The sequence below is a fragment of the Vibrio sp. 10N.286.51.B11 genome (genome assembly GCF_041469245.1).
Taxonomy (GTDB): domain Bacteria; phylum Pseudomonadota; class Gammaproteobacteria; order Enterobacterales; family Vibrionaceae; genus Vibrio; species Vibrio crassostreae_C.
Genome location: NZ_JBFRKI010000028.1, coordinates 49608 through 73813, shown reverse-complemented (window position 1 = coordinate 73813; position 24206 = coordinate 49608). Strand labels below are relative to the sequence as shown.

At 42.0% G+C, this 24206-nt stretch carries 23 protein-coding genes and 2 pseudogenes; 21 read left to right on the top strand and 4 right to left on the bottom strand.

What is annotated here, in order from left to right; genetic code table 11:
• The first annotated feature begins 6 nt into the window (after positions 1-6).
• The 3 genes from modA to modC are packed head-to-tail and all read left to right on the top strand — an operon-like array spanning position 7 to position 2567.
• The gene (gene modA / locus AB4154_RS14745; RefSeq protein WP_372123390.1) at positions 7-765 is read left to right on the top strand and encodes a molybdate ABC transporter substrate-binding protein; all 759 of its coding nucleotides are present in this window, start codon (positions 7-9) and stop codon (positions 763-765) included.
• Entirely contained in the window at positions 766-1464 is a 699-nt protein-coding gene (gene modB / locus AB4154_RS14740) for a molybdate ABC transporter permease subunit (protein ID WP_017060110.1), read from the top strand.
• The gene (gene modC / locus AB4154_RS14735; protein WP_017060109.1) at positions 1461-2567 is read left to right on the top strand and encodes a molybdenum ABC transporter ATP-binding protein ModC; all 1107 of its coding nucleotides are present in this window, start codon (positions 1461-1463) and stop codon (positions 2565-2567) included. Before modB ends, modC begins: the two co-directional genes overlap by 4 nt.
• Before the next feature lie 310 nt (positions 2568-2877).
• Here modC and AB4154_RS14730 read toward each other — a convergent pair whose 3' ends face one another.
• The gene (locus AB4154_RS14730; protein WP_017060108.1) at positions 2878-3315 is read right to left on the bottom strand and encodes a DUF3069 domain-containing protein; all 438 of its coding nucleotides are present in this window, start codon (positions 3313-3315) and stop codon (positions 2878-2880) included.
• Positions 3316-3446: 131 nt separating this feature from the next.
• Here AB4154_RS14730 and AB4154_RS14725 point away from each other — a divergent pair, with 131 nt between their 5' ends.
• A complete protein-coding gene (locus tag AB4154_RS14725; RefSeq protein WP_170791831.1) occupies positions 3447-4418 on the top strand; it encodes a diguanylate cyclase in 972 nt (323 codons plus the stop codon).
• 78 nt (positions 4419-4496) lie between these two features.
• Entirely contained in the window at positions 4497-5507 is a 1011-nt protein-coding gene (locus AB4154_RS14720) for a Solitary outer membrane autotransporter beta-barrel domain (protein ID WP_029235232.1), read from the top strand.
• 144 nt (positions 5508-5651) lie between these two features.
• Here AB4154_RS14720 and AB4154_RS14715 read toward each other — a convergent pair whose 3' ends face one another.
• A complete protein-coding gene (locus AB4154_RS14715; RefSeq protein ID WP_372123389.1) occupies positions 5652-6893 on the bottom strand; it encodes a GGDEF domain-containing protein in 1242 nt (413 codons plus the stop codon).
• A gap of 460 nt (positions 6894-7353) precedes the next feature.
• On the opposite strand from AB4154_RS14715, the gene AB4154_RS14710 reads away from it, so the two are divergent.
• The 9 genes from AB4154_RS14710 to AB4154_RS14670 all read left to right on the top strand — a co-directional run bounded on the left by AB4154_RS14710 (position 7354) and on the right by AB4154_RS14670 (position 15975).
• Positions 7354-7722 (top strand): late competence development ComFB family protein, encoded by a 369-nt coding sequence (locus AB4154_RS14710; RefSeq protein ID WP_017060104.1) that lies wholly within the window; start codon positions 7354-7356, stop codon positions 7720-7722.
• Positions 7723-7761: 39 nt separating this feature from the next.
• Complete coding sequence (locus AB4154_RS14705) at positions 7762-8043, top strand: HlyU family transcriptional regulator (protein ID WP_004731023.1); 282 nt, start codon at positions 7762-7764, stop codon at positions 8041-8043.
• A 300-nt stretch (positions 8044-8343) separates the two neighbouring features.
• Positions 8344-9891, top strand: a complete 1548-nt coding sequence (pntA, locus tag AB4154_RS14700) for a Re/Si-specific NAD(P)(+) transhydrogenase subunit alpha (protein ID WP_372112170.1) — start codon at positions 8344-8346, stop codon at positions 9889-9891.
• A 10-nt stretch (positions 9892-9901) separates the two neighbouring features.
• Positions 9902-11299 carry a Re/Si-specific NAD(P)(+) transhydrogenase subunit beta gene (pntB, locus tag AB4154_RS14695; RefSeq protein WP_017064580.1) on the top strand — a complete coding sequence of 466 codons (1398 nt, stop codon included), beginning with the start codon at positions 9902-9904 and terminating at the stop codon, positions 11297-11299.
• A gap of 289 nt (positions 11300-11588) precedes the next feature.
• Positions 11589-13061 (top strand): sensor histidine kinase VxrA, encoded by a 1473-nt coding sequence (vxrA, locus tag AB4154_RS14690; protein ID WP_372123388.1) that lies wholly within the window; start codon positions 11589-11591, stop codon positions 13059-13061.
• A complete protein-coding gene (vxrB, locus tag AB4154_RS14685) occupies positions 13036-13695 on the top strand; it encodes a response regulator transcription factor VxrB (protein WP_017060099.1) in 660 nt (219 codons plus the stop codon). Before vxrA ends, vxrB begins: the two co-directional genes overlap by 26 nt.
• The gene (locus AB4154_RS14680) at positions 13695-14582 is read left to right on the top strand and encodes a DUF2861 family protein (protein WP_372123386.1); all 888 of its coding nucleotides are present in this window, start codon (positions 13695-13697) and stop codon (positions 14580-14582) included. Before vxrB ends, AB4154_RS14680 begins: the two co-directional genes overlap by 1 nt.
• Positions 14583-14632: 50 nt before the next feature.
• Positions 14633-15781: a conjugal transfer protein TraF gene (locus AB4154_RS14675; RefSeq protein WP_372123384.1), complete on the top strand. Its 1149-nt coding sequence runs from the start codon at positions 14633-14635 to the stop codon at positions 15779-15781.
• A 41-nt stretch (positions 15782-15822) separates the two neighbouring features.
• Positions 15823-15975, top strand: a complete 153-nt coding sequence (locus AB4154_RS14670; protein ID WP_004731009.1) for a YoaH family protein — start codon at positions 15823-15825, stop codon at positions 15973-15975.
• Positions 15976-16782: 807 nt separating this feature from the next.
• Here the strand turns inward: AB4154_RS14670 and AB4154_RS14665 are convergent.
• Positions 16783-18090, bottom strand: coding sequence for a GGDEF domain-containing protein (locus AB4154_RS14665; protein WP_372123382.1), 1308 nt, complete (start codon positions 18088-18090; stop codon positions 16783-16785).
• A gap of 484 nt (positions 18091-18574) precedes the next feature.
• On the opposite strand from AB4154_RS14665, the pseudogene AB4154_RS14660 reads away from it, so the two are divergent.
• From AB4154_RS14660 to AB4154_RS14630, 7 genes and pseudogenes are all read left to right on the top strand, one after another.
• Positions 18575-18769 (top strand): annotated as a pseudogene (locus AB4154_RS14660) (hypothetical protein).
• Between the two features lie 311 nt (positions 18770-19080).
• Complete coding sequence (locus AB4154_RS14655; protein ID WP_372123380.1) at positions 19081-19248, top strand: DUF4062 domain-containing protein; 168 nt, start codon at positions 19081-19083, stop codon at positions 19246-19248.
• Positions 19241-19294: pseudogene (locus AB4154_RS14650) on the top strand (DUF4062 domain-containing protein); the annotation flags it as partial. The gene AB4154_RS14655 and the pseudogene AB4154_RS14650, both read left to right, overlap by 8 nt.
• Before the next feature lie 246 nt (positions 19295-19540).
• On the top strand, positions 19541-20095 hold the full coding sequence (locus tag AB4154_RS14645; protein ID WP_372123378.1) for a hypothetical protein: 555 nt from the start codon (positions 19541-19543) through the stop codon (positions 20093-20095).
• A 142-nt stretch (positions 20096-20237) separates the two neighbouring features.
• Positions 20238-21482, top strand: coding sequence for a hypothetical protein (locus AB4154_RS14640; RefSeq protein WP_372123377.1), 1245 nt, complete (start codon positions 20238-20240; stop codon positions 21480-21482).
• 62 nt (positions 21483-21544) lie between these two features.
• Positions 21545-22042 carry a hypothetical protein gene (locus AB4154_RS14635; RefSeq protein ID WP_372123375.1) on the top strand — a complete coding sequence of 166 codons (498 nt, stop codon included), beginning with the start codon at positions 21545-21547 and terminating at the stop codon, positions 22040-22042.
• A 122-nt stretch (positions 22043-22164) separates the two neighbouring features.
• Positions 22165-22902, top strand: a complete 738-nt coding sequence (locus AB4154_RS14630) for a hypothetical protein (RefSeq protein WP_371693800.1) — start codon at positions 22165-22167, stop codon at positions 22900-22902.
• 137 nt (positions 22903-23039) lie between these two features.
• Here the strand turns inward: AB4154_RS14630 and AB4154_RS14625 are convergent, their stop codons facing one another.
• A complete protein-coding gene (locus tag AB4154_RS14625; protein WP_372123416.1) occupies positions 23040-23498 on the bottom strand; it encodes a hypothetical protein in 459 nt (152 codons plus the stop codon).
• Between the last annotated feature and the right edge of the window lie 708 nt (positions 23499-24206).

Genomic DNA, 24206 nt, shown 5'->3' with positions numbered 1-24206 from the left:
ATAACAATGAAAAAGCGAGTCTTCCTTTTAACCATGGCTTTAACTTCGGCATTGAGTTCTAGTCATCTTTTTGCTGCGGAAAAGCTACGAGTTTACGCTGCATCGTCGATGACCAATGCGGTTAATCTGTTGGTTGAAGAGTTTGAGAAAGACCATTTTGTCGATGTGATTCCTGTGTACGCGAGTACATCGTCTTTGGTGCGACAAATCGAAAGAGGAGCACCAGCAGACATTTTTATCTCGGCAAATGAGAAATGGATGACGCATTTAGTCGATCGTAAATTGGTTTATAGTGACAATGTCACAAACCTATGTGAAAACGAACTGGTGCTGATTGCTCCTAAAGAGACATCGGTAACGTTAGACCTATCAAAAGGTGAACAATGGGCTAAACTGCTTACTAATGAAAGGCTTGCAGTGGGTAACACCATGTCGGTTCCTGCTGGTATCTATGCAAAAGAAGCGTTAGAAACGTTAGGTGTATGGGACGATGTGAAAACTCGATTGGCACCAAGTAACAATGTTCGTATGGCCTTAGCCTTAGTCGAGCGCAGTGAAGCTAAGCTTGGCATTGTCTACAAAACGGATGCGTTGCTTTCTAAAGAAGTAAACCTAGTGTCGACCTTCCCATCAGATCTGCACACACCAATACGTTACCCTGTAGCGAAGTTGAGTGATAAAGTTGTGGCAGAAGAGTTCTATACTTTCCTAAAGAGCGAAAAAGCGAAAGACACCTTGAACAGTTTTGGATTTGAAGTGCGTTAAATGATGTATTTATCGGAATACGAATACCAAGCCTTAATGCTGAGCTTAAAAGTCGCTGGGTTTGCAATCTTATGGCTTATCCCTATCGGTATTGGCTTAGCATGGCTACTTGCTAAGAAACAATTTGTAGGTAAGAGCATTGTTGAGAGTATTGTCCATTTACCTTTGGTACTTCCACCTGTAGTTATTGGCTATTTACTGCTAGTGATGATGGGCAGGCAAGGTATCATAGGTTCGTGGCTCAATGACGTGTTTGGTATTGTATTCAGCTTTAGCTGGAAGGGCGCGGCACTCGCTTGTGTGGTTGTGGCGTTGCCGCTGATGGTTCGCTCTATTAGATTGAGCCTAGAAACCGTAGACAGTAAGCTTGAAGAGGCGGCTGCTACATTAGGCGCTTCACCTCTTCGTGTGTTTTTCACGATCACTTTACCCTTGATGATCCCAGGGGTCATTACCGGCACCATGCTTTCATTCGCAAGAAGCCTAGGGGAGTTTGGCGCGACCATCAGCTTCGTTTCAAATATTCCCGGTGAAACTCAAACCATTCCTTTGGCTATGTATACCTTTATTGAAACCCCTGGCGCTGAAATGGAAGCCGCGCGTTTGTGTGTCATTTCTATTGTGATAGCGCTGGGTTCATTGATGCTATCTGAGTGGCTCAACAAAAAGTCAGCACAACGCTTGGGAGGCAATGCATGAGTGCTTTGATCCTCCAATATCAACAACAACTTGGTGAAACGTTCTTTGATATCGACTTGGAATTACCAAGTAGCGGCATTACGGCAATTTTTGGTCGTTCTGGCGCGGGTAAAACCTCACTTATCAATGCAATCAGTGGCCTTAAACAGCCCGATAAAGGTCTGATCAGCGTATCTGGAACCACACTGTTCGATAGTGAAAATGGCATTAATTTGCCGACTCACAAACGCAACGTCGGTTATGTGTTCCAAGAGTCGCGATTGTTTCCACATATGAAGGTGGCAGCGAACCTTAAATACGGTATGAAAAGCGTCGATCAAGCGCACTTTGAGCAAATAGTCTCGCTGTTGTCTTTGGGTTCATTGCTTGACCGATACCCAGCTCGTTTGTCTGGCGGTGAGAAGCAACGTGTGGCGATTGGCCGCGCTTTGTTATCAAAGCCGAGCATTTTGTTGATGGATGAGCCTTTAGCGTCTCTCGACTTGCCTCGTAAGCGCGAAGTGATGCCATTTCTGGAAAACTTATCCGAAACCGTCCAAATACCGATCATCTATGTCACTCATAGCCTCAATGAAATTTTACGCTTGGCAAATCACCTTGTGATTATTGACCAAGGCAAAGTGATTTCGTCGGGTGTGACGGAAGAGGTTTGGGCATCGAGAGCCATGCAACCTTGGCAATCTTTCTCAGAGCAAAGCTCGTTGTTTGAAGCGACATTAGCGGAACACAATGACGATTATGCGCTGTCTCGCCTGATGCTAGGAAAGTCGACGTCGTTATGGGTTCAGAAAGTATCGAGTGAGCTTGGTACGACAGTGAGGCTGCAAGTTAGGGCAAATGATGTCTCTATCACGCTAGAACGGCCGAAAGGGACTTCTATACGTAACATCCTTCCTGTCACCATTAAAAGCGTAGAGACGCACCAACAAGGCACAAATAAGCAGAGTGTCGAGGTCGAGCTAGAGTTAGAGTCTGGGTGCTACCTATGGGCAACCATTACATTGTGGGCGCTGGATGAGTTAAATCTAGAAATCGGGCAGCGTGTTTACGCTCAAATTAAAGGTGTGAGTGTTGCTCAAAGAGATATCGCGGTAACGCATTAAACCTGACAAGGTCAGTTTTTCGATATTGCCGCGATACTGCCTGTTATAGGTTCTGAAAATTCGATCTTGATTCCATGAATGGATACATGCGTCATTTTTATACGGTATAACTGCCAGTTTTGCGCCACACTATATGAGTGTTAAAGCATATGATTTGTCGAATCATATGAACATTAGCAACAAGAACATACAGACGTAACGATCGACGAAAGAAAATAGCGGATATAAAAAAGCCGCGTGTTTAAAGAAACATGCGGCTTAATTCTAAGTAGTACTGTTAGCGCTTAGCCTAGTTTAGGCGACTAGCGACTTACTTAGTAAAAACTTCTTTGAAATCACGCTTCAAGATTGCATCACGACGAGCTTTCTTGATTTGTTTAACCATGTCTTTTACACAGTTGTGTAGAACTTGGTCTAGCAGTTGAGCACGGTACTCTTCTTTTTCTTCGTCAGACATGTCTTCTGGAAGTTTAAGAGTAGGGAACTCTTCCATCACGTTAACACCAGCGAAAGCTTGGCTAACTGAGATTAGAGCGTGGAACTGCTCGAAGTTGTCTAAAACATTTTGTGCGCTTGCTGGAAGACTATCCCAAGCTTCGCGTACTGCTTCTTCAGACACTTCGTGAATAGAAGTAACCATAAAGTGCATCTCTTTTGGTACGCCATCAAATTCGATAACTTGACGAAGTTCTGGTGAGATGGTGGTTAAATCGATTTCTTGTTGTTCGTTGTTTGTAGCGTCTGACATAGTATTTCTCTTTAAAAAGAAACAATGCTAAAAAGATCTGTAAAAAAGTCAATATAATATAGAGATTAGGGCATGATTTAAGCCCAAATTTGAGCTACTTTGAATATTCAACACTAGATAAAGGTGATGTGATGATAGAAAAGGGATCTTCAATGCGCATATTGCTGGTTGATGACGTTCAACTAGACAGGATGCAACTTGCTATCCGACTCAAGCAACTGGGTCATATTGTAGAAGCTGTCGGTAGCGGAAAAGAAGCCCTGAGTGTTTATTCTGATTTTGATCCTGAACTCGTGTTACTTGATATCAGCATGCCTGATATGGATGGTTTTGAAGTGGCGAATGAGGTTCGAAGCCGATTCCCAGAATGGGTTCCCATCATCTTTCTTAGTGGTCACGAAGAACCTGAGATGATCGCAAAAGCGATTGACGCTGGTGGCGATGATTACCTGATCAAGCCAGTAAACAAGGTTGTTTTGAATTCTAAGCTGATTGCGATGCAACGTATCGCGCACATGAGACGAGAGCTAAAACAAAGCACAGCCAAACTCGAAGAACTGAACATCCTTCTGCAGCAACAAGCCAACGAAGATGGCCTGACCAAATTGTATAACCGTCGATATATGGATACTAAGCTTGAAGAGAGCATAGCGTGGCACGGAAGACGTAATATATCCATGACAGTCATACTTCTAGATGTAGACTTCTTTAAGCCTTACAACGATAATTATGGTCATATTCAAGGGGATAAGTGCTTACAAGGGCTTGCTAATACCTTGAAACAGCTGTTTGTTCGTGCGGGAGAATTTGTAGGTCGTTATGGCGGTGAAGAGTTTGTTCTGATTCTTAGCGATACAGACAGTGAAGGCGCTAAGGTACACGCGACTCGAGTTAAAGAGGCATTGCATGAGATGAACTACGCTCATGAACACTCAACGGTATCGGATAGAGTGACAGCGTCACAAGGTGTGTTGTCATTTGTGCCAGAAGGTGGCGAATCTATTGCGTCTATTTACGAAAAGGTCGATCAAGCGCTTTATCAAGCGAAGCAAAGTGGTAGAAATACCTTTGTACAACGTAACATTTTGGAGCTTGCGCGTTAGTTGGCGAGCTCTTTTAGATATTTGAATTTATACTTCTAATAGCGTTTGAGCTGGGAAGTGCTTTAAGTGATAAAAGAAATGCCACATTCGAAGTCATTTTCTATGACTAACACATCTTGGACGCTTGCGGTTCCTCTATTTTTTACCGCTTTGGCGACCACTGTTAATGCCAATACGCTATCTGATCTTTTTCGAAAGGATCTAGAGCAGAGCTTTGCCACCAGTGTATTGCTCAACGACACCGATGTTTTCACTTTTGGTATCAATAACTTTGACCCCAATAAAGTGTTTAGTTTGGACAATGAAGACATCGGTTCGAATGATTCGGTAAGTCGTCGCCAAAACATCACCTCCCTGAGTTTGCCTTACACATTTGAATTACCAAGTTACATCGAAGACAACCATCAAGAGGTGACGCTACGCTTGTCTGCATTGCGAATCGAGAACGATGTCGAGTACGCGGCAGCAAACAGAAACGATTTTCAAAAAGAGTCGGTAGTGTCTGGCTACGTCGAATTCGCGAATGTGTCCCAGCTAGACGAATATTGGAGCTTCAGCTCTGCAATCGGTAACCACATCTCTTACTACCGCAATGATTATGAATATCGCGCTTCGTTGCTAAAGCCTATTCAAGACCAACTGGATGGCGTATATCTCAATACTGATGCTTGGGCTTACATCATCGAGCCTAAAATCAAGCTGATGTACGAAGATAAGAATGACTGGGGAAAGTATAAATTGAGCACCAGTTGGCATTACTTTAATGGCATCGGCTGGGGCGAGGCGAATAATGGCAATGTCGGTCATCCTGAAGGGTGGTATATCGCCAATGAAGCCAAGGTTTTCTATGATCTCGTACGTTGGGATAAGAACATCACATCGATGTACTCGAGTATAAGACGAATTGATATTGGTGGTGACACGGTGGCCTCTATGGGCACCACATCTTACTACGAGGGCAGTGTTGGCTGGCTGCTTAACCCAAACCTGTTTAATGAGTGGGTCGATAACGTGGGAATAGGTTTTACGATTAACTACGGAAGTAGCTTAAAAGGTGGTAGCTTGGTTATATTCTTCAACCAAGATTAAGCTCTCTTTTTCCACTTGAGCTATACGGCCTCAAATCAATGAGGCTCGTTGAACTTGGAAGTGATAGTTATTGAAGCAGTTCGCTATTAATGGCTTAAGCTATTTAGATCTCTAGTACTTAATATCTTTAGCTTTTAACCATCGTTAACGGTCAATACATAATTTGTTTCGACCGGTTTCTTTCGCTTTATACAGCGCTTGGTCAGCAAGCTTCAATACCTCTTCAGGATGTCTGGTGGTTGTACTATCAGACAATCCAATACTCACCGTCACATTCACCACTTCCGATGGTTTGCCTTTCTTGCCACGCTTTTTCATACCCACTTCATGATCGTCGGGGCGTTCATGACTATTACGAATCGTCATGTCGTAGTTTTGAACCTCGGAAATCAGAGCTTGAAGGTGCTCTTTAACTTGTTCCGAATGTTTGCCTTTGAAGATAATCGTGAACTCTTCTCCACCATAGCGGTAGGCTTTAGCGCCGCCTGTGGTTTCCCTCAGAATGCGCGCCACCAGTTTTAACACATCGTCGCCAATGTCATGTCCGTAGGTATCGTTAAATTGCTTAAAGTGATCGATATCGACCATCGCCATCGAATACTTACGCCCCAAGTGCTTCATATCGACTTCTAAGGCGTGTCGACCGGGAATGTTAGTCAGTTGGTCGTTAAAGGCCATATCATGACTAGCAGACATCACATAGACGATGATCAACGTGCCTGATAACGAGAACATGGTGCTGGAGATGTATTGAATATCGAAGAAGATGAACGTACAAGAAGAAAGCAGGATAGCGCTATAAACCACAACATCGATAGAGCGGTTATACACCAACACGAGAATGGCAGTAAGGCCAAGCAAACAAAGGCTATATAACACTAAAACAAAAGGCAGTTTGGAGAAGTCTCTGACAATAAACAGAAGACCATCACTCCATGATTCAAAACCGCCGGCATGGAAGTGAGATACGATCAATTGCGCCCACACCATAAACAGAACAAGAACGATGGCGTATAGCAGCATCGACTTTGAGTTTACGCCGTTATCAGGGAATGCATAAACAAGTAAGCAAGTGACAGGTACTAATGCTGCAAGTAACGAGAGCTCTAATAGTGTTGTGCCTGTATTGAGAGGTGTTTGTAAGCGAACTTGGATGATCAGATAAGCGACAAGCATGGTCACCGATACCATCGCCATTCGACCTTGTCTGAATGTGTGGCATAGCAGAACCGCAACGCTCAATAAAATGTAAGGGAGGTTGCTAGCAAACCCTAAGTTTGAGTCCGTCACGAGGATGACGTTGTCCATACCAACGAGCAAAATTGTTAACAGGACTAAAGGGAAGCAAAATCGAAATATGCTCGACGTTACAAAAGATGATGCCATTTATGTGGTGAGCCTAACTATATTGATGATCTTATTATTTAATAATATGCGTAGGATACGGTTAAACAAGCGCTTGCCAAGCTTTTTGCTTAAATTAGAGCAAAAACATAGTCATAGGTCGCTAATGCTGCAATCATTTTTATATGTATTTGAGTTGCTATTAACCATAGAACGAACTACACAGTATATATGAGAAATTAATTAGTCGTTATAGATACTTAACAAAATCTGCTCTGCTGCTCTTACGTTGGCGCTGTCACTTAAAGGGCTTGATGATCAGTTATCATTGAACGACGTAAGATCTGTAATGAAGTCAGAGTAGGATTAAATAACGCCTTAGATTTAACTATGGACAGTAAAACCTATAACTGAGTTATAGAAAGCTATTAGGAATTGCATGGTTTCAAGTAACTTTAGAAACGACTGCGACTAGAAAAACCGCTACAAATGGAGGTGTGGTATGCAAATTAGTGTTGATGTACATAACTATATGGAAACTCTGGTCGGTCATGTATTGGCTACCGAGGAATATGTGTCTAGTTATACCAACGAACAGCTGGCCGATCTCGCGTGCTTGGCTTTAGGTCAGCTAAAACCTATCTATATTCGTTTTGATATCGATTTTCTGTCAGCATTGCCAGAAGACAAATTGGTGCTCTATAAACGCAATAGTGAGATCGCGGTCAAAAATGCAGAAAGTATGATTATTGACGATCGAAGACGCGAACGTGACGACAATGTGCCTGTTATATTTAGTCAACACAATTTTGACGATGACGTAGAATTGCAATGGTATGAAAAGCCGTTGTTGAACCGTAAACAGTCATGATAGTTTAGGGTGAATACGGTCATTTAAGGAGTAAAAAACGTGGGATTCTTTTCTAGATTATTTGGTGGCAAAGAAAAAACCGAACAAAAAGTAGAGATTGAGCCAGTCGAATATAAGGGTTTCAATATCTATCAAGATGCCATTGCAGAATCTGGTCAATACCGTGTTGCTGGGCGAATCGAGAAAGAATTCGATGGTGAAATCAAAACTCACCGTTTTATTCGTTCAGATGTTGTTTCAAACAAACAAGATGCCGATGAATTGATGCTCAAAAAATCGCAGATGTTCATCGACCAAATGGGCGACAATATATTTAGCTAACCAATTAGGGTTAGAATTGATGTTGGTCATAATTTAGTGAGCTTTCAGTGTATATGCTGAAAGCTCTTTTTAGTTTTAGGGACAAAGAACAGCTAGTAGGTTGTTATTAAAAGGATTATTTGCAAGTGGTTTGACCTCTTCGTTCGAGACGGTCGTCATTTATCCAAATGAAGCGCTCAAACTCCATCCAAATCGTTATAAGTAATAACTTTTCCTGTTCTTTGAACAAAACGCTTGAAGTATTAGTTGTCGTTAGATACAAACGAATAAGTCATTCGTGCCAATAGTCAAGGAATAGCTATGCAAATTGGTGTACCAAGAGAAACGCTCGCTGGTGAAACGCGAGTCGCTGCTTCGCCGAAATCGGTAGAACAGCTTCTAAAATTAGGATTTGAAGTTTGTGTTGAATCACAAGCAGGTGCGTTAGCAAGTTTTGAAGATGCAGCTTATGAACAAGCTGGAGCAAAAGTTGTCACCGCAGATGAAGCTTGGAAATCCGATATTATCTTTAAAGTTAACGCTCCGATCGTTGACGAGTCTAAAAATGAAATCGATCTTCTTAAAGATGGCGCAACATTGGTCAGCTTTATTTGGCCTGCCCAAAATCCAGAATTAATGGAACAATTGTCCAGTCGTAACATCAACGTGATGGCGATGGATTCTGTACCACGAATTTCAAGAGCTCAGGCGTTAGATGCATTGAGTTCTATGGCAAACATCGCGGGTTATCGTGCTGTTGTTGAAGCGGCGCATGAGTTTGGTCGATTCTTCACGGGTCAGATTACGGCTGCGGGTAAAGTTCCGCCAGCAAAAGTACTGGTTGCAGGTGCTGGTGTTGCTGGCCTAGCGGCAATCGGCGCTGCGGGTAGCTTAGGTGCAATCGTTCGTTCATTCGATGTTCGTCCTGAAGTTAAAGAACAAGTTGAGTCGATGGGTGCTGAATTCTTGGAAGTGGATTTCAAGGAAGATACCAGTGCTGGTGACGGCTACGCAAAAGAGATGTCTGAAGCATTCAATAAGAAAGCGGAAGAGCTTTATGCAGCTCAAGCAAAAGACGTTGATATCATCATTACAACGGCGCTGATTCCAGGTCGCCCGGCTCCGAAGCTGATTACCAAAGAGATGGTAGACAGCATGAGTGCAGGTAGTGTGATTGTAGACCTTGCGGCGGCCAATGGCGGTAACTGTGAATACACGGTTGCGGATCAAGTCATTACAACGGCTAATGGCGTGAAGGTGGTTGGTTACACTGATATGGTTGGTCGACTGCCGACTCAATCATCTCAACTGTATGCAACGAACCTAGTTAACCTTTTGAAACTGCTTTGCAAAGAGAAAGATGGCAACATCAATATCGACTTTGAAGATGTTGTTCTGCGTGGTGTTACTGTCGTTAAAGAGGGCGAGGTCACTTGGCCAGCTCCACCAATTCAAGTTTCAGCTCAACCACAACAAGCTAAGCCAAAAGCGGCCAAACCAGAGCCTAAAGTTGAAGAACCTGTTTCTCCAATTAAGAAAGTGGCGGGTATGGCGGTAGCTGTTGGTGCATTCGCTTGGGTAGCTTCGGTTGCTCCAGCTGCGTTCTTATCTCACTTTACCGTTTTTGTTCTCGCTTGTGTGGTGGGTTATTACGTAGTTTGGAATGTAAGCCATTCTCTGCATACGCCTTTGATGTCCGTGACTAACGCGATTTCAGGCATCATTGTAGTAGGTGCACTGTTACAGATCGGACAAGGAAGTGGCGTCGTCACGTTCTTATCATTTATTGCCGTATTAATTGCAAGTATCAATATCTTTGGTGGCTTTACCGTGACCAAACGTATGCTTGAAATGTTCCGTAAAGACTAAGGAGTAACAGATGTCTGAAGGATTAGTACAAGCAGCTTATATTGTTGCTGCTGTATTCTTTATTATGAGCTTGGCTGGGTTATCGAAACAGGAATCTGCGCGTGCAGGTAACTATTACGGTATCACGGGTATGGCAATCGCGTTGATCGCAACGATCTTTGGCCCTCACTCTGCTGGTATTGTGTGGATCATCATTGCTATGGTGATCGGTGGTGGTATTGGTATCCACTACGCAAGAAAAGTAGAAATGACTGAAATGCCAGAGCTGGTTGCAATTCTGCACAGCTTCGTAGGTATGGCTGCAGTACTTGTAGGTTACAACAGCTACATCGATCCACCTGCTGCTGTTTCTATCAACCCTGCAGATATTCATGCAGAGCACGTTATCCATCTAGTGGAAGTGTTCCTTGGCGTGTTTATCGGTGCGGTGACGTTCACGGGTTCTATTGTTGCGTTTGGTAAGCTTCGCGGCGTTATCTCTTCGTCTGCATTGAACATCCCTCATAAGCACAAGTGGAATCTAGCGGCTATCGTAGTTTCTACACTGCTGATGATCATGTTCGTTAAAGCAGACGGCAGCATGTTCGCACTAATGGTGATGACACTTATCGCATTCGCATTCGGTTACCACCTAGTGGCATCGATTGGCGGTGCAGATATGCCAGTAGTTGTCTCTATGCTGAACTCGTACTCTGGTTGGGCAGCAGCAGCGGCAGGTTTCATGCTTGCAAACGATCTGCTTATCGTAACTGGTGCATTGGTTGGTTCGTCGGGTGCGATTCTGTCTTACATTATGTGTAAGGCGATGAACCGCTCTTTCATCAGCGTTATTGCTGGTGGATTCGGCCAAGAAGTGGTTGTGTCTGATGGCGATGAAGAGCAAGGTGAACACCGCGAAACATCAGCTGAAGATGTGGCTGATATGCTGAAAAACTCTAAGTCAGTAATCATCACTCCTGGATACGGCATGGCAGTAGCTCAAGCACAATACCCAGTGCATGAAATCACTGAGAAGCTACGAGCGCAGGGCATTAATGTTCGATTTGGTATCCACCCAGTTGCTGGTAGGTTACCGGGTCACATGAACGTACTGCTTGCTGAAGCGAAAGTGCCTTACGATATCGTTCTAGAAATGGACGAAATCAACGATGACTTCGATGAGACAGATACTGTATTGGTAATTGGTGCGAATGACACCGTAAACCCTGCAGCACTTGAAGATCCAAACAGCCCAATTGCTGGTATGCCAGTACTTGAAGTTTGGAACGCTCAGAATGTTATCGTATTCAAGCGTTCGATGAACACAGGTTACGCCGGTGTGCAAAACCCACTGTTCTTCAAAGAGAACACGCAGATGCTGTTTGGCGATGCTAAAAAGAGTTGTCTAAGTATCTTAGAACATCTATAGAGATCACCTCTAAACAATATGTAACAACTCGATAAGGAGCTCATTTGAGCTCCTTTTTTTATCTTACGAAAGCGACTCTATGTGTGATCTCAGTTGATACGAAGTTGACGAAGCCTGATGCAAAACTTGTCGCAATTGAGGTTTGGCTTGCCAATCAGCCTACTAGTACGTATGTACAATGTGGCCGTAATATATTGGCCTTTATCTCTGTAGCTCGCCATTCTCAATGTTTTTCATGCGGTTAAAAATTTATCTTTGATAGCGAATGGTATATATTTGGTTGATCTATATGAATTTGCGTTGGTTTGTGATCATCAAAAGAACATTTACTCTTCTTATCGCTACGTTGTCTGTGTCTGCAAACGCATTTGCTGACTCTTTACCTGAGCGTATCGATAATTTCACCAAACTCTTTGATCATGAAACGGCAATCGAATCTTACGATATTCGAGTGCTACAGGCTGATTATCCAACACGTTTGATCATGCCGTCTTCTATGCTGCCACAAACAGCAGAGTACCCGTTAAAAGACATTCAGCGCTTGTACCAGTTATCAAAAACCTGTAGTGGTAAACTGCCGTTAAGCCCTTTGATTACTGAGCCTTTAGTTTTTACTCGTGCAATGTGTAAAGGCACCAAGCTTTCTGACCGTTGGTTTAGCCGTAGTGGTTTGATTCACCCTGGCGGCGGTTCTTATGCGGCACGATACGTTGAGAAGTACCCAGAAAAATTCGACTCTCTGAAGCGCTTTATGCATATTCAAGAGCGACCAAACACCGAACACGATGAACTACTGTCTCGCTTGCAACAAATGGATAGCGAAGCAATCACCGCGCTGTTAGCGGGTGCGAGTATGTTTGTTGAGCTTGATGAGATGTGGGTAAAACGCGGCTACAGATATTACCTGTATAAAAAATCAGTCTGGAACGAAAATGCCACGCTTGCTGGGTTATCGTTTAGCTTGTCTTCAGAAGGTAAAAGCTGTTTTGTCCAGCGTGGTAATGTGTGTTGGGAAATAGAAGATCATTCAGAGCTTCTGCAAGTCGCCATGTTTATCTTGGTTATTGCCAACATCATGCTTGTCTTAGGTTGGGCGATTTACCGCTGGGACAGCAAGAAACAAGAGATGAAGAGTCGCATGCTGGTTCTTCAAATCCTAACGCACGAATTAAGAACGCCGATTGCGAGTTTGTCATTGACGGTGGAAGGGTTCAGGCGTGAGTTCGAACACTTACCAGAATCGGTATATGATGAGTTCCGTAGGCTGTGTGAAGATACACGCCGTTTAAGACAGTTGGCGGAAGCAAGTAAAGATTACCTGCAATCAGATAATCAACCGCTCGCAACAGAGTGGGTGCCAAGTGTTGAAGAGTGGCTCCAATACAAAGTTGAAGAAGACTTTGCGCCGGGGATTGAACTCCGTGTAAACAAAGATATAGCTGCAAAAGTGAACGTATATTGGTTGGGAACGTGCATCGATAACCTAATCAGAAATGCCGTGAAATACGGTGTGGCTCCAGTAATTCTAGAACTGAATACTTCTGACAAGAAGCTGACATTCAAAGTTATAGATAATGGAGACTTGTCTCGCAAAGATTGGGGGCAACTAAGAAAGCCATTCGTAAGTAAGAGTGGACTCGGTTTAGGTCTGACGATAGTGGAATCTATGGTTGGAAAAATGGGCGGTCACATGACGCTTATCGGCCCCCCAACAACATTTATTTTGGAGATACCTTGTGAAACAGACATTGCTTCTCGTTGAAGATGATAAAAATTTAGCTGACGGTTTATTAGTTAGCCTTGAGCAAGCTGGATATGAATGTTTGCATGCAGAACTGATCTCTGAAGTTGAAGGCTACTGGGAACAAGCGGATCTAGTGATTCTAGACCGTCAACTTCCTGATGGCGACTCAGTAGATTCACTTCCAGGTTGGAAGAAAAAGAAAGATATCCCAGTTATTTTGCTGACGGCTCTCGTGACAGTAAAAGACAAAGTAGCGGGCCTAGATTCAGGTGCAAACGACTACTTAACAAAGCCATTCGCAGAGGCTGAGCTATTTGCTCGAATTCGTGCTCAACTTCGCCTGCCAGATTCTGAAGAACAAGATGCATCAAAAGTTATCGCTCAGAATCTTGTTATCGATAAAGCGACACGTGAAGTGTTTTTCAATGAACAGGAAGTAACGTTAACGCGCACTGAATTTGACCTTCTACTGTTCTTGGCAAGTAACCTTGGACGTGTGTTTACACGTGATGAACTGCTTGACCATGTATGGGGTTACAACCATTTCCCAACAACACGTACGGTAGACACGCACGTTCTGCAACTAAGACAGAAACTGCCGGGTCTAGAAATTGAAACGCTGCGTGGCGTTGGTTACAAGATGAAAGCGTAATGAGAATAGCCTTACTTCCACTATTAATGTTTTTTTGCGGAGCGAATACCGCGCAAGCAACGGATTGGTTTAAGAGCAGCGATGCTCTGACTCAAGTTCATAAACATCTGCTAGATAATGATTTACCTCAGATGTTTGACTCATTAGTGGAAGTTTGGCAAATCAACTCGTCTCAATCACGAGAAGATCACCTCAATGAACTGTTCGATCAAGCACTGAACAAAGATTGTGGTAAAACTCTCACCAGAAAAACACTCCCAGATTGGATTAGTTCAGTCGTCGTTAAAAGACACATCATTCAAAGCCCTGGCCGAGATACCTTTCGTGTATCGATTAATGTTGAATCCGAAAACAACATTCAAGACATTACCTTCGAGAAGTGGGTCGATAAGATCGTTTCTTCGGACAGTGAGTTAACCAAAGACAGTGAAGTGGTTAACAACGCATCGGTGAGTCTATACCGCAAGCGTTACAATTTAGCCTCTCAACTTGAATCCGGTTTATACCGTTTAAGCGTTAAAGGTGATGGCGGAAAGTCTTGGAGCACTTGGGTTGTTTTGGGTGAAGTTGCCATGCGTCAACAAGTTCGCTGGGCATCAAAAGACACGTGGCGAATCGATAAAAAAGAACTACTCAATCCTTATTGTCCGCTCCCTAAGCTCGAAATCGGTTTGTACGATTACGTTGATGAACACTATGAACAGGTCTGGGGCAAGAGCTACGAATCTGATTATCCAATGAACCTTACTGGTGAAGAACTTCCTAATGATCGCTATGTTTTAGCGGTTTCAATGGTGCATTCACGCTGGCAAGGCGACATAGCGATAGAACAAGCACAAACTATCAGTAAAACTTATGATATTTCTAGCGAAGAAGAGTTAAAGTAATTTAAAATTGTGCCGTTAACTATGTAAGGGATCTAACAAAGATAAACGGCATGAAAAAAACTACAAAACTACTCGCAGCGTCAATTGCATTCGCCAGTCTTCCTCTTTCAGCAGCAAACTACGCCATTGAAGCGCGTGGTGATGCGATGGGTGGTGTTGGTGTTGTTTCAGCAAACTTCCTAACTGCTCCATTCTATAACCCAGCACTTGTTGCCATTTATCGTCGTAATGATGACATGGGAATGATCACGCCAAGTTTCGGCGGTAATTATAATGACCCTAACGACATGAAATCGAATGTCGATAGTGTCGTTGATGCGTCAAACACCGCAGACTTAGATGCAGCGCTCAATAAACTTGATGGCAACCAAGCTAATGTAGAACTTGGTGGTGTTGTCGCGTTTGCTCTTCCGAACCAGTTTGTCGCGGCAAACCTTTTCGCTAAAGCCTATACAGAATCATTTGCGACTCCTAACGTTTACACGACAGGTTCAGATGAAGACAAAGTAGAATTGTCTACTGTTGAAGCGGTTTCAATAGGCGTAGCAGAAGTTGGCCTTTCTTTAGCAAAATACCAAACCTTTATGGGTCAACACATCTCATTTGGTATCACACCTAAGATCCAACGCATTTATACGTATAACTACGTTGCGTCGGTTAATGATTACGATTTGTCCGACGTTAGAGAAAACAGCGATGGCGACACTGCATTCAACATGGATGCCGGTGCACTTTGGTTCTTCGGCCCGTTCCGAGTAGGTGTTGCAGCAACTAACTTGATCTCTAGAGATATCGAAACAAAAGACACAACAAGAACACTTACCAGCAGCACAAGTAGTGCGACACACCAAGTTGGTGGTAAATACACTTACCAACTAGAGCCGGTATACACAGTGGGTGCAGGTATCGTTTCTGATTACTTTACGTTGAGTGTTGATTACGACCTAAACGAGACAGAGAAGTTTACTTCGTTCGAGGACAACGAACAGATGATTCGTGTTGGTACAGAAGTCGACCTGTTACGTCAGCTTAAGCTAAGGGGAGGGTATTACAAGAACCTGGCTTACTCTGATTCAGAAGGAACAGTGACAGCTGGTGTTGGTATCTCGCCATTGAACTTGTTTCAGCTAGATCTAAGTGCTAACTACACAAATGAAAATGCAATGGGTGCATCAATCAATTTCCTTGCTAGTTACTAACAGTCCTTATATAGTTCTGCTCTTAAATAAAGGAGCAGAGCATGCTAAACGACTTACCAACCCTTTCTCACGAAGAACAACAGAAAGCTGTTGAACGAATTCAAGAAATGATGACTCAGGGCATCAGCACAGCACAAGCGATTAAAATCGTTGCTGAGCAAATTCGTGAAGAAATGAGTAATAAAGAAGAGTAGGGCATCAGCCCTTCTTTTTTAACACCTTAGTGCACTATAACTAAATATATTACCCTCTAGTATATTATCTCGTACATACCAACTCTTTAGCTACCCTAAATTCCCGACCTATCCAAAACCATTAAACTCCGTTTATTCAGTAAGTTATGTCGGAATAATCCACTTTTCAGGCTTTCCTTGGTTTTGGGTTGTAATTAAATTACAGCAAGATCTGAAAGTAAAACAATCGCCATTTTAGGTGTCAGTATTTATGTCACCACGTCTAAGTGTTTAAATATATGGTGTTTTTTAAGGCTGGTGACGTTGTTACTTCTATTTTTAGCGGATACGAGTGTATGAATGTTCAGAAGCAGACAAATGAGGATTTCATCTAAAAACAGTGCGAGATAAGTAACGACGGTAATGTTCAAAACCGATACCGCGAATGGCTTACCACCGCTTAGAGCAAGCTTCGTTGCCACATATGTGCTTTACAGAATAAGTATTTAAAAAGCTTACGAGGCGTAAGGTGTTGTGTAGAAGTCGATTAAGGAATGCGGCGCGTATCAATTTGAGAATGCTATTGATGACGTTATTACAGATGGTGTTGTAGCAAACGGTGTTATAGCAGATGGCGAGAGCGCGCTTATAGTCATACGAATCGATTTAAGTTCTGATGAGACAGCAAAGCTTATGGGCTTGTTTGGTCAGCACTTAAGAATCTAACGGGTGCTTAATTGGAGAGTAGATATCGACAGGGCATTAATGGCGTGTGATTGAGTATTGGCCGAGAGTTGAATGTGTAGCTGCAGTCCAGTATAGCGAGCCTTAATAAAACGTAACGACTTGGTTTCTTCCGTTGTCTTTAGCTTGGTAGAGCGCTTTGTCTGCACGTTTGATGGCAGTACGTATCGATTCATGCTGTTTAAGCTGTGTTACTCCGGTCGAAGTCGTTACTTGAAGCGCTTTAGGCCAAGGGCTTTGGTTCATTGCTAGGTAAAAATTATCGATAGATTCGTTACACTGTAGCGCAGTTTGTTCCAGGCAAACTAAAAGGAACTCCTCACCACCCCAGCGATAAAGCAAGTACTGTTCACCAAGGCTCTCGTTCGCCGTTGCGACAAACTGAATAAGTACTTTGTCACCCACTTCATGGCCATGTTGATCATTGATCTGCTTAAAATGGTCTAAATCAAACAACGCGATGTGAATCGTTTTTCCTTGTTGCGCCAGCCATTCGAAATCATAGAAGGTATCTAACGCTTCGGTTCGGTTTCTACATCCGGTCAACGGATCGGTTGTGGCCTTTACCTTTAGCTCTTCAATTTCTTGGGTTAAATGGCGTTGTTGCTCTGCTGCACGCGTTTTGCTTCTTTGCGCGATATGTAACGCACAACCCACATAATAGATGGCATACGTCACCCATAATCCAACCAAAAGCTCACCCAACAAAGCTTTGCTGATGACTTTACCGTGGAAAACAATGCTCGAGATCTTAAGTGAATGGTGTCCATCTAGCGTGCTGGCTCCAAGCCCGAGCTCAACAGACACCGCATTTGTAATGTCTACCGCGCTACTCGTAATAGGTTGGTTGTAATGATCAATCCACCAAAAAGGAACGTTGAAGTAGTTTAAGTCGATGTGGTTTTTATCTGGTAGCGAGAAGTCTAAGCGATTGAACTTGTTCGACATAGCATCGCCTTTCACGCTGTAATTCTTGTCGTAATTACGAATGTAGAAGCGAAACCTTGGGTCTTCTTGGCCTTGGTAATCCATATTAATGGTGACCGAATCGAACGTTGAGAGATCGAGCCCTTTACCTTGTGTCGATATAACGAACTCAATTTCACAGAAGGGTAAACTATAGGTCCGTTCAAAGTCACACTGTAACTCAATTCCATCTTCTAACTTATGTAATGAGCCTACGGTGCCACCATCGTGGTCTCTGTCTGTGTTAACGCGTGTAGGGTATTTGTCTGGTGTAATAACGTAGCTCTTATTCATGAGCGTATTAAAAGAGCTCAACGACACTAGCGTGATTGCTAGGCAAAAAATCGAAAGGAATATGTTGAGTTTTCGGAATGCTTTGTCGCTCATGATACTAACCCGTACACGTGATTCGAATGTAATGCGCAATGCCTTAGAGTTGGCGCAATCGGAGATTAGAGTATTAGCATTGATAAAATTGCTATACCCAAAACTGATCCAGAATTGACGTTTATACAGGAAAGCGCACCATTAGACCAAATTCAAGTTTAAAAATTGAACGCAGACTCTTGATTCTGAATGTTATTTGCTCAATAAGTACGGTTTTTACGGGGGGCATAATTTAACTGTATATTTATACAGTTAAATTTAAAGTGGCTCGGTTTGTGTAATCAGAGCGGTGTGTGCGAGCTTTATGGCTTGCTGTGATACGAGTCACGAGGCCACTGTTACTGCTCATCAATTAAAGTGGAGGGCTATTTTGTTACAGTGTCACTTTTTAAGCTCAAGTTTTATCGAAACACTTTGTTGTCTATGAGAGCGTTCGTACCACTCATCTAATCTTTCATTCCCAATTACGCGCCATGGTGCGATACCTACTTGAATACTACGCATCTCGATGGAAAACGAAGTGATGGCGTTACTTGATGCGTTAATCATCGCACTTATTACAGGTTGAGTCTCAAGCCTTGGCACGATTGCGGCTTTGAAAACGGACATCAACTGGATAAAGCGAGTGCAGCAAGACCAAGAGCAACGGATACGAAAACTGGAGATACCGAATGAAAGGACACAAGTGCAAAGGCCGCCGCCCAAACGGCCAACTTAAGAAAGGTTACACGATCAAGAATGGGCGCGTGGTGAGGGCGAACACCACACGAAAACGCTACAAGAAACGCCGGTAAGAACACAGAATTTAAAGAGCTGCTTTGTTATAAAAGTGGCTTTTTTTTATTTCTTCTATAGGAGACTAAATCCTTAGCATCTAGTTTTACAGCTAATGATTTAAATCACTGTTATAAATAGGATTAATAGTTATAATCCTTGTTCGGAATTCACGCAGACAGAACTATATCTGTAAGTCGAAATGTTCGCCAATACTGCAGATAGTCTATGTCAATTAAAGTCAATAGGAATGTTATGGATAAGCGCTATCAAGTATTTGTGAGTTCAACCTATGTTGATCTTCAAGACGAAAGGCAAAGTGTGCTGCAAACATTGATGGAGATGGATTGCATTCCTGCGGGAATGGAGTTATTCCCTGCAGCAGATGAAGAACAGTGGGAATTTATAAAAAAAAATCATTGATGACTGCGATTATTATCTATTAATAATTGGAGGTCGTTATGGTTCAACCGCTGATGACGGGCTCAGTTACACAGAAAAAGAGTTTGATTATGCAGTAAGCAAAGGTATTAAGGTAATAGCTTTATTACATAAATCACCAGATGAATTACCAAGGGCAAAATCAGAAAATGATGAAAGTAATTACCAAAAGCTACAAGATTTTCGTGAGAAGGTCAGTGAAGGTCGATTAATTCGTTTCTGGGACAATCCAGCCCAGTTACCAGGCCAAGTTTCACTTAGTTTAAACAAAACCATGAAAATGTTTCCAGCTATAGGCTGGGTTCGCGCTGACTCAACAGCTTCCCCTGAGTTATTGGCTGAAATAAATGAATTAAGGAAAGAAAACAATAGGCTAAGTATAGAGTTGGCTGAAAGTAATTCTCCATCAACACTAATTCCCGAAACCGAGTTAGCAAATTTTAGTAGCAAAATAATACTTAAAGGCGACTACAGCATCTATGCGAAAAGCTTTAATCAAAAGACTCGATATGCTAATTGGTCTAAAGAAACTACTTGGGATGAGCTTTTTAGCACGATTTCACCATTCTTGGTAGATAATCCATATGAAACCTCTATTAATGAGTTTATTGCTTCACATTATAGTGGTACGGATACAAATGATTATAATATTAGTAGTTTGCTTGTCGATACACAGGTGTTTTTTACTATTCGCATTCAGTTTGTAGCATTAAATTTAATCTCTATTAATAACGAAAGTGCTGTTTCCAAATGGGGGTTAACAGAGCTAGGCTTTAAAAAAATGTTGGAGACTAGAGTCGTTAGGAAGGGGGAATCAACTGAGCAGTAATTGTTGCCAAAAAAATGGTTTATTTAGGCACAAGTGGGCTATTTCTTCTTCGCTCTATTACGGCACACTGGTTTTTTGCCCTTCACAAGGCGTTCTACTTTTAATGCCAACCCGATGATTTATCGTTTAAAAGGTACAAGTGGTGTTTCAACAAATTATAGGTAAATGTGAAAACTCGTCTTTGAACTATGAGCTAGTTGAGGGGCAAGGTCTTCTTAAAATCGACATACCCAAAGCAAGAAAAACGTCTTTATTATTGATTAGTCACCACTCTTGTGAATATATACAGGAACACGACGTTAAGTTTTATGACTTCAAATGTATCGAAGGTTACGAGGCGATTTGGTCATCTGTTCATGACGTTATTGAGTGTGAGGTTGAGTTGCCACATAGAGGTTTCCCTTTTCGCCGAATGTTCAGAGAGCATGAAAGCTTAACTGAGGATGGTAAGTGGTTCATAGATACTCATATCGACGGTGTGCAAGCTGAAATTTCCGAAGCATCGAAAGAGTTCATGATATTTGAGTTGTGTCGAGAACGCGGTAGAATTCGCCCTTCGTTTCCTATAGAGAGGCTAGAAAAGTATAGGGCTTCAACAACTACAATTAAGATCCACGGTTGCGAGATTCAACATCACGATAAAGCCTTAGATATTATTGAAACAATTTTTGCTGCGATTTGCTTTGAGTTTGATTGTAAAACGAATATGCCTTTGATGTTGTCAACAGAAAATACATACCCACGAGGTGTGCCTCTTAAAGCAAACACAGACTTCACCTTGTCTAAGATTGGTCAAAAGTATGATAGTGAAGCGTTGTCTTTATATTGGTACGCACAATCTGCAATTGGTATGCCTTTACTAAGGTATTTGGCGTTCTATCAAGTAGTAGAGTTTTACTACCCGATTTATTCAGAATTGGCAGCTCAGAAAAAAGTAAGCAATCTACTTAAAGACCCTTGCTTTAACTCTCATAGCCAAAAAGACATAGCTAAAATATTTAATATAGTAAAAGCTGCTGATTCTTCTCGTTCAGAGTTATCACAGTTAGAAGCAACAATTAAAGAATGTGTAGATCCTCGTATTTTACGCGAGTGGCTAACTTCCGATAGTAGACGAGAAGAGTATTTTCGCTCCAAAAATGCCGTTAAACTTTCTACTTTTAAGATATTTTCAACAGCCGAAGACGATGATTTGTTAAGTCAAATGTGGCAACGTTTCTACAACATTAGATGTCGAATTGTGCATACAAAGGGAGCTGAAGGTGATCTGGAAGTCTTGCACCCTCAAAGTAAAGAAATTAAACACTTAGAACACGAAATCGAGCTTGCAAAATTTTTAGCACATAAACTTCTAATTGCGTCAAGTAAGCCATTGGGTGCCGTGTAGAAAATTTCTAAGAGAACGCTTTATGCAGACGTAATCAAATCTATAACTAGGAGTCATTTTGAGTGAAAAATCATGAACCATTACCAGTATTATCTATTACGAACCCAAACAAGGTATGGGTCTGTGAACAGTTAGACTCCCTTATTCATGAGTGGTTAGAATGGAATGACTTTTGCCAAAAGATAAACGAGGATAGTCCTGATTACAATCCAAGTACTTGTTCAGAAGCAATCAAAGACGGTTATGTAAATATTAGGAAGCATGAAATACTACGAGAAAAAACTCTGGTCTTTTTACGTAATCACTTTGCGGGTGCTGAGTTTGTACTTAACAATTGGAAACCTCATCCCCATGAAGATGTATGTTCGCGATTGAATAAAAAGATACCTTACTGGGTTCATCGCTTAGAAGTTATCAAAGCTTCTATGGATTTTATTTTAGTTCCTGAAAGCTATTGGAAAGAACAAGGTAAGGAATTTCTTAACACTCTATCTAGAAGTACCGCAGAAACAGCGGTTGAAGTTGCTGCATCATATCTAAAAAACCCTTTAGGTAAGTAAGTCTCGAGTATCGAGGAAGTGCTTAAAACGGAACTGCTATTGTTTGTTCCTCATAGCTTTACCAACTATTTATGCCTGCTTAAGCGGGCGTTGTTATCTTGATTTATTTAGAGGATTTACTTTTGAATACGGTTTATAACCCTGCGACAGAATTGTTGGGTCTCATCAATAAAATTATTGTACCAAAATATTCCAATACCAAAGCGAGAGTCATTTGGTTGGCAGTTTTAAATCTTGAAAATGAGCATATAACTCGACTATATGAAGAGCTCTCAAATATAACAAAATTACCAAATGAAATAAGGTTTAAACTAGAAGAACTAAATTTCCCGACTGAAACTATTGAGCAGTCTTTAGGTAAAGTCGATCATTTGTTTAAAACTATGGACTTTAACACTCCTGGTTCTATATTTGCTCAGCATTTAAGTGACGATGTTCAAAACCATCTCAAGCAAGTTATATGGTACATAAACCATCCAAGTATCAGTTCTTTTTCTCCAGATGAAATATCAACGCTCGGAGAACTTAATGAACAGTTAAAAAGTTTGTTTGAAGCTATATCAGGGGTCGAAGACATATCTCCTGACTTGAAAGTTTTTTTAGATGTTTACATTGCAGAACTAATTTCAGGTATCGAAGCATATTTGAAAGACCATGATATCCAATCCCTAAAAAGAGCGGCTACGTCAGCTATTACTGTCCTTGGATTAGAAAAAGAAATTCTTGAAGCAGCTCAGGATACTGAATTCGGGATTCAGTTCAGAACTATTTTGTTGAGTGTGATGGAATTCATAGGGTATGGGAATGAATTAAAGCAGTTATCTGACAATATTCAGTTACTCTCGTCGGCAGTAAACTAAGAATTTAATTACTAAAAATTGATAAAGCGTTATTTTCAACGCGCTGCTTATTCAGCAAAAGTTGATTTTAGTATTTACGACCTTAGCTAGTAGGTGGTTAACATCTATCACCCTAACTATAAGAAAAAACACTTGTTTTAGACGCTTCCTTCGTGTTTGTCAGCCTGTTTCTTCTGGTTTTTTCTCAACGCTTCGAGTATTTGTTTCATGCGCTCTGGGGTCGCCTTGGGCGCCGGCGCTGTGCGGTTTGTAGAGCGGGGAAGTTGTGCTGCCATATTGTCGCCCTCCATTGAGGCCCATTCGGCGATGAGCTCGTGATATTCTTCAATTTTAGCCCCGATGTATTCTCGGTAACTGGTGTCAGTATAACACAAGTTGTCGTAGCGCTGAGGCCACACTTTCTTGTGGATCCCGTTGCCGTGACTATGATTAGAAGCAATTCGCTTGAGTGTTGTACCTGCCTTATTTGAATTTAGTCGGCACCCAAGGCTTCGATGGTAAACTACGGCCGCCACGAAATGGCAATGGATGCTCTTTAGGTGGGTAGAACTTTGGGGAATCAATTCGACCGTGGCGTTCGTCGAGCCAATACGCAAAACTGAGCAATTCTTTCGGATTAAACTCGCGTCGTTCAGGCGTGATCAAGGTAGCACGGCCAAAGTGTATCTAAATCCATTCCAACGATGATCTAAGGGTCAAGTAACCACGAACGTGAATGTTTGTGAGTTTCGGTAAAGTAACTTAGTCCATGTGAACATGTCTGTTCGTGACATTACGTAGATCTGAGGAACACAGAGTAATCCAACAATCTAACCAACAAACATAAACTTTAGAGCGAGCTGTAAAGTTTGGTTTAAAAAACTCAGCATGGAAATTTACAGACGAGTTCACACGAGAAAAATTAACTGGCTTAGTGGATAACACAAAACAGAATTCAACGTGTGTAGCCAACAAGAAACACGGTGGCGTGTGTAAAATCTAAAAAAGAAACGACAGCAATGCCCACAAGGTTTACACACAGCGCGGTGAATCATGTAGATGGCGGCCACACGTATAATGATTGAGTTAAAAGAGCGTTTAAAGAATGCTGGTGAACTCAATATGCTTGAGGCACCAGTTGTATTAAGGGTTTAAGAGGAAACGATGATAAGGATAGCTTTGGAAAATAGTGACATTACTATCTGGGTCTTACAGTCTCAGTGCGTATTATGTACGTTATGTTAAATGGATTTTGATGTTTATAAGGCAGGTATCTTTGTGTGATGCCCTGCCTTTGTATTGTGCCGATATTCTCTAATTTATAC

Bases quoted from the DNA above. Each gene is read 5' to 3' on its own strand.
- modA (WP_372123390.1), top strand. From the start codon at position 7: ATGAAAAAGCGAGTCTTCCTTTTAACCATGGCTTTAACTTCGGCATTG.
- modB (WP_017060110.1), top strand. From the start codon at position 766: ATGATGTATTTATCGGAATACGAATACCAAGCCTTAATGCTGAGCTTA.
- modC (WP_017060109.1), top strand. From the start codon at position 1,461: ATGAGTGCTTTGATCCTCCAATATCAACAACAACTTGGTGAAACGTTC.
- AB4154_RS14730 (WP_017060108.1), bottom strand. From the start codon at position 3,315: ATGTCAGACGCTACAAACAACGAACAACAAGAAATCGATTTAACCACC.
- AB4154_RS14725 (WP_170791831.1), top strand. From the start codon at position 3,447: ATGATAGAAAAGGGATCTTCAATGCGCATATTGCTGGTTGATGACGTT.
- AB4154_RS14720 (WP_029235232.1), top strand. From the start codon at position 4,497: ATGCCACATTCGAAGTCATTTTCTATGACTAACACATCTTGGACGCTT.
- AB4154_RS14715 (WP_372123389.1), bottom strand. From the start codon at position 6,893: ATGGCATCATCTTTTGTAACGTCGAGCATATTTCGATTTTGCTTCCCT.
- AB4154_RS14710 (WP_017060104.1), top strand. From the start codon at position 7,354: ATGCAAATTAGTGTTGATGTACATAACTATATGGAAACTCTGGTCGGT.
- pntA (WP_372112170.1), top strand. From the start codon at position 8,344: ATGCAAATTGGTGTACCAAGAGAAACGCTCGCTGGTGAAACGCGAGTC.
- pntB (WP_017064580.1), top strand. From the start codon at position 9,902: ATGTCTGAAGGATTAGTACAAGCAGCTTATATTGTTGCTGCTGTATTC.
- vxrA (WP_372123388.1), top strand. From the start codon at position 11,589: ATGAATTTGCGTTGGTTTGTGATCATCAAAAGAACATTTACTCTTCTT.
- AB4154_RS14680 (WP_372123386.1), top strand. From the start codon at position 13,695: ATGAGAATAGCCTTACTTCCACTATTAATGTTTTTTTGCGGAGCGAAT.
- AB4154_RS14675 (WP_372123384.1), top strand. From the start codon at position 14,633: ATGAAAAAAACTACAAAACTACTCGCAGCGTCAATTGCATTCGCCAGT.
- AB4154_RS14670 (WP_004731009.1), top strand. From the start codon at position 15,823: ATGCTAAACGACTTACCAACCCTTTCTCACGAAGAACAACAGAAAGCT.
- AB4154_RS14655 (WP_372123380.1), top strand. From the start codon at position 19,081: ATGGATAAGCGCTATCAAGTATTTGTGAGTTCAACCTATGTTGATCTT.
- AB4154_RS14645 (WP_372123378.1), top strand. From the start codon at position 19,541: ATGAAAATGTTTCCAGCTATAGGCTGGGTTCGCGCTGACTCAACAGCT.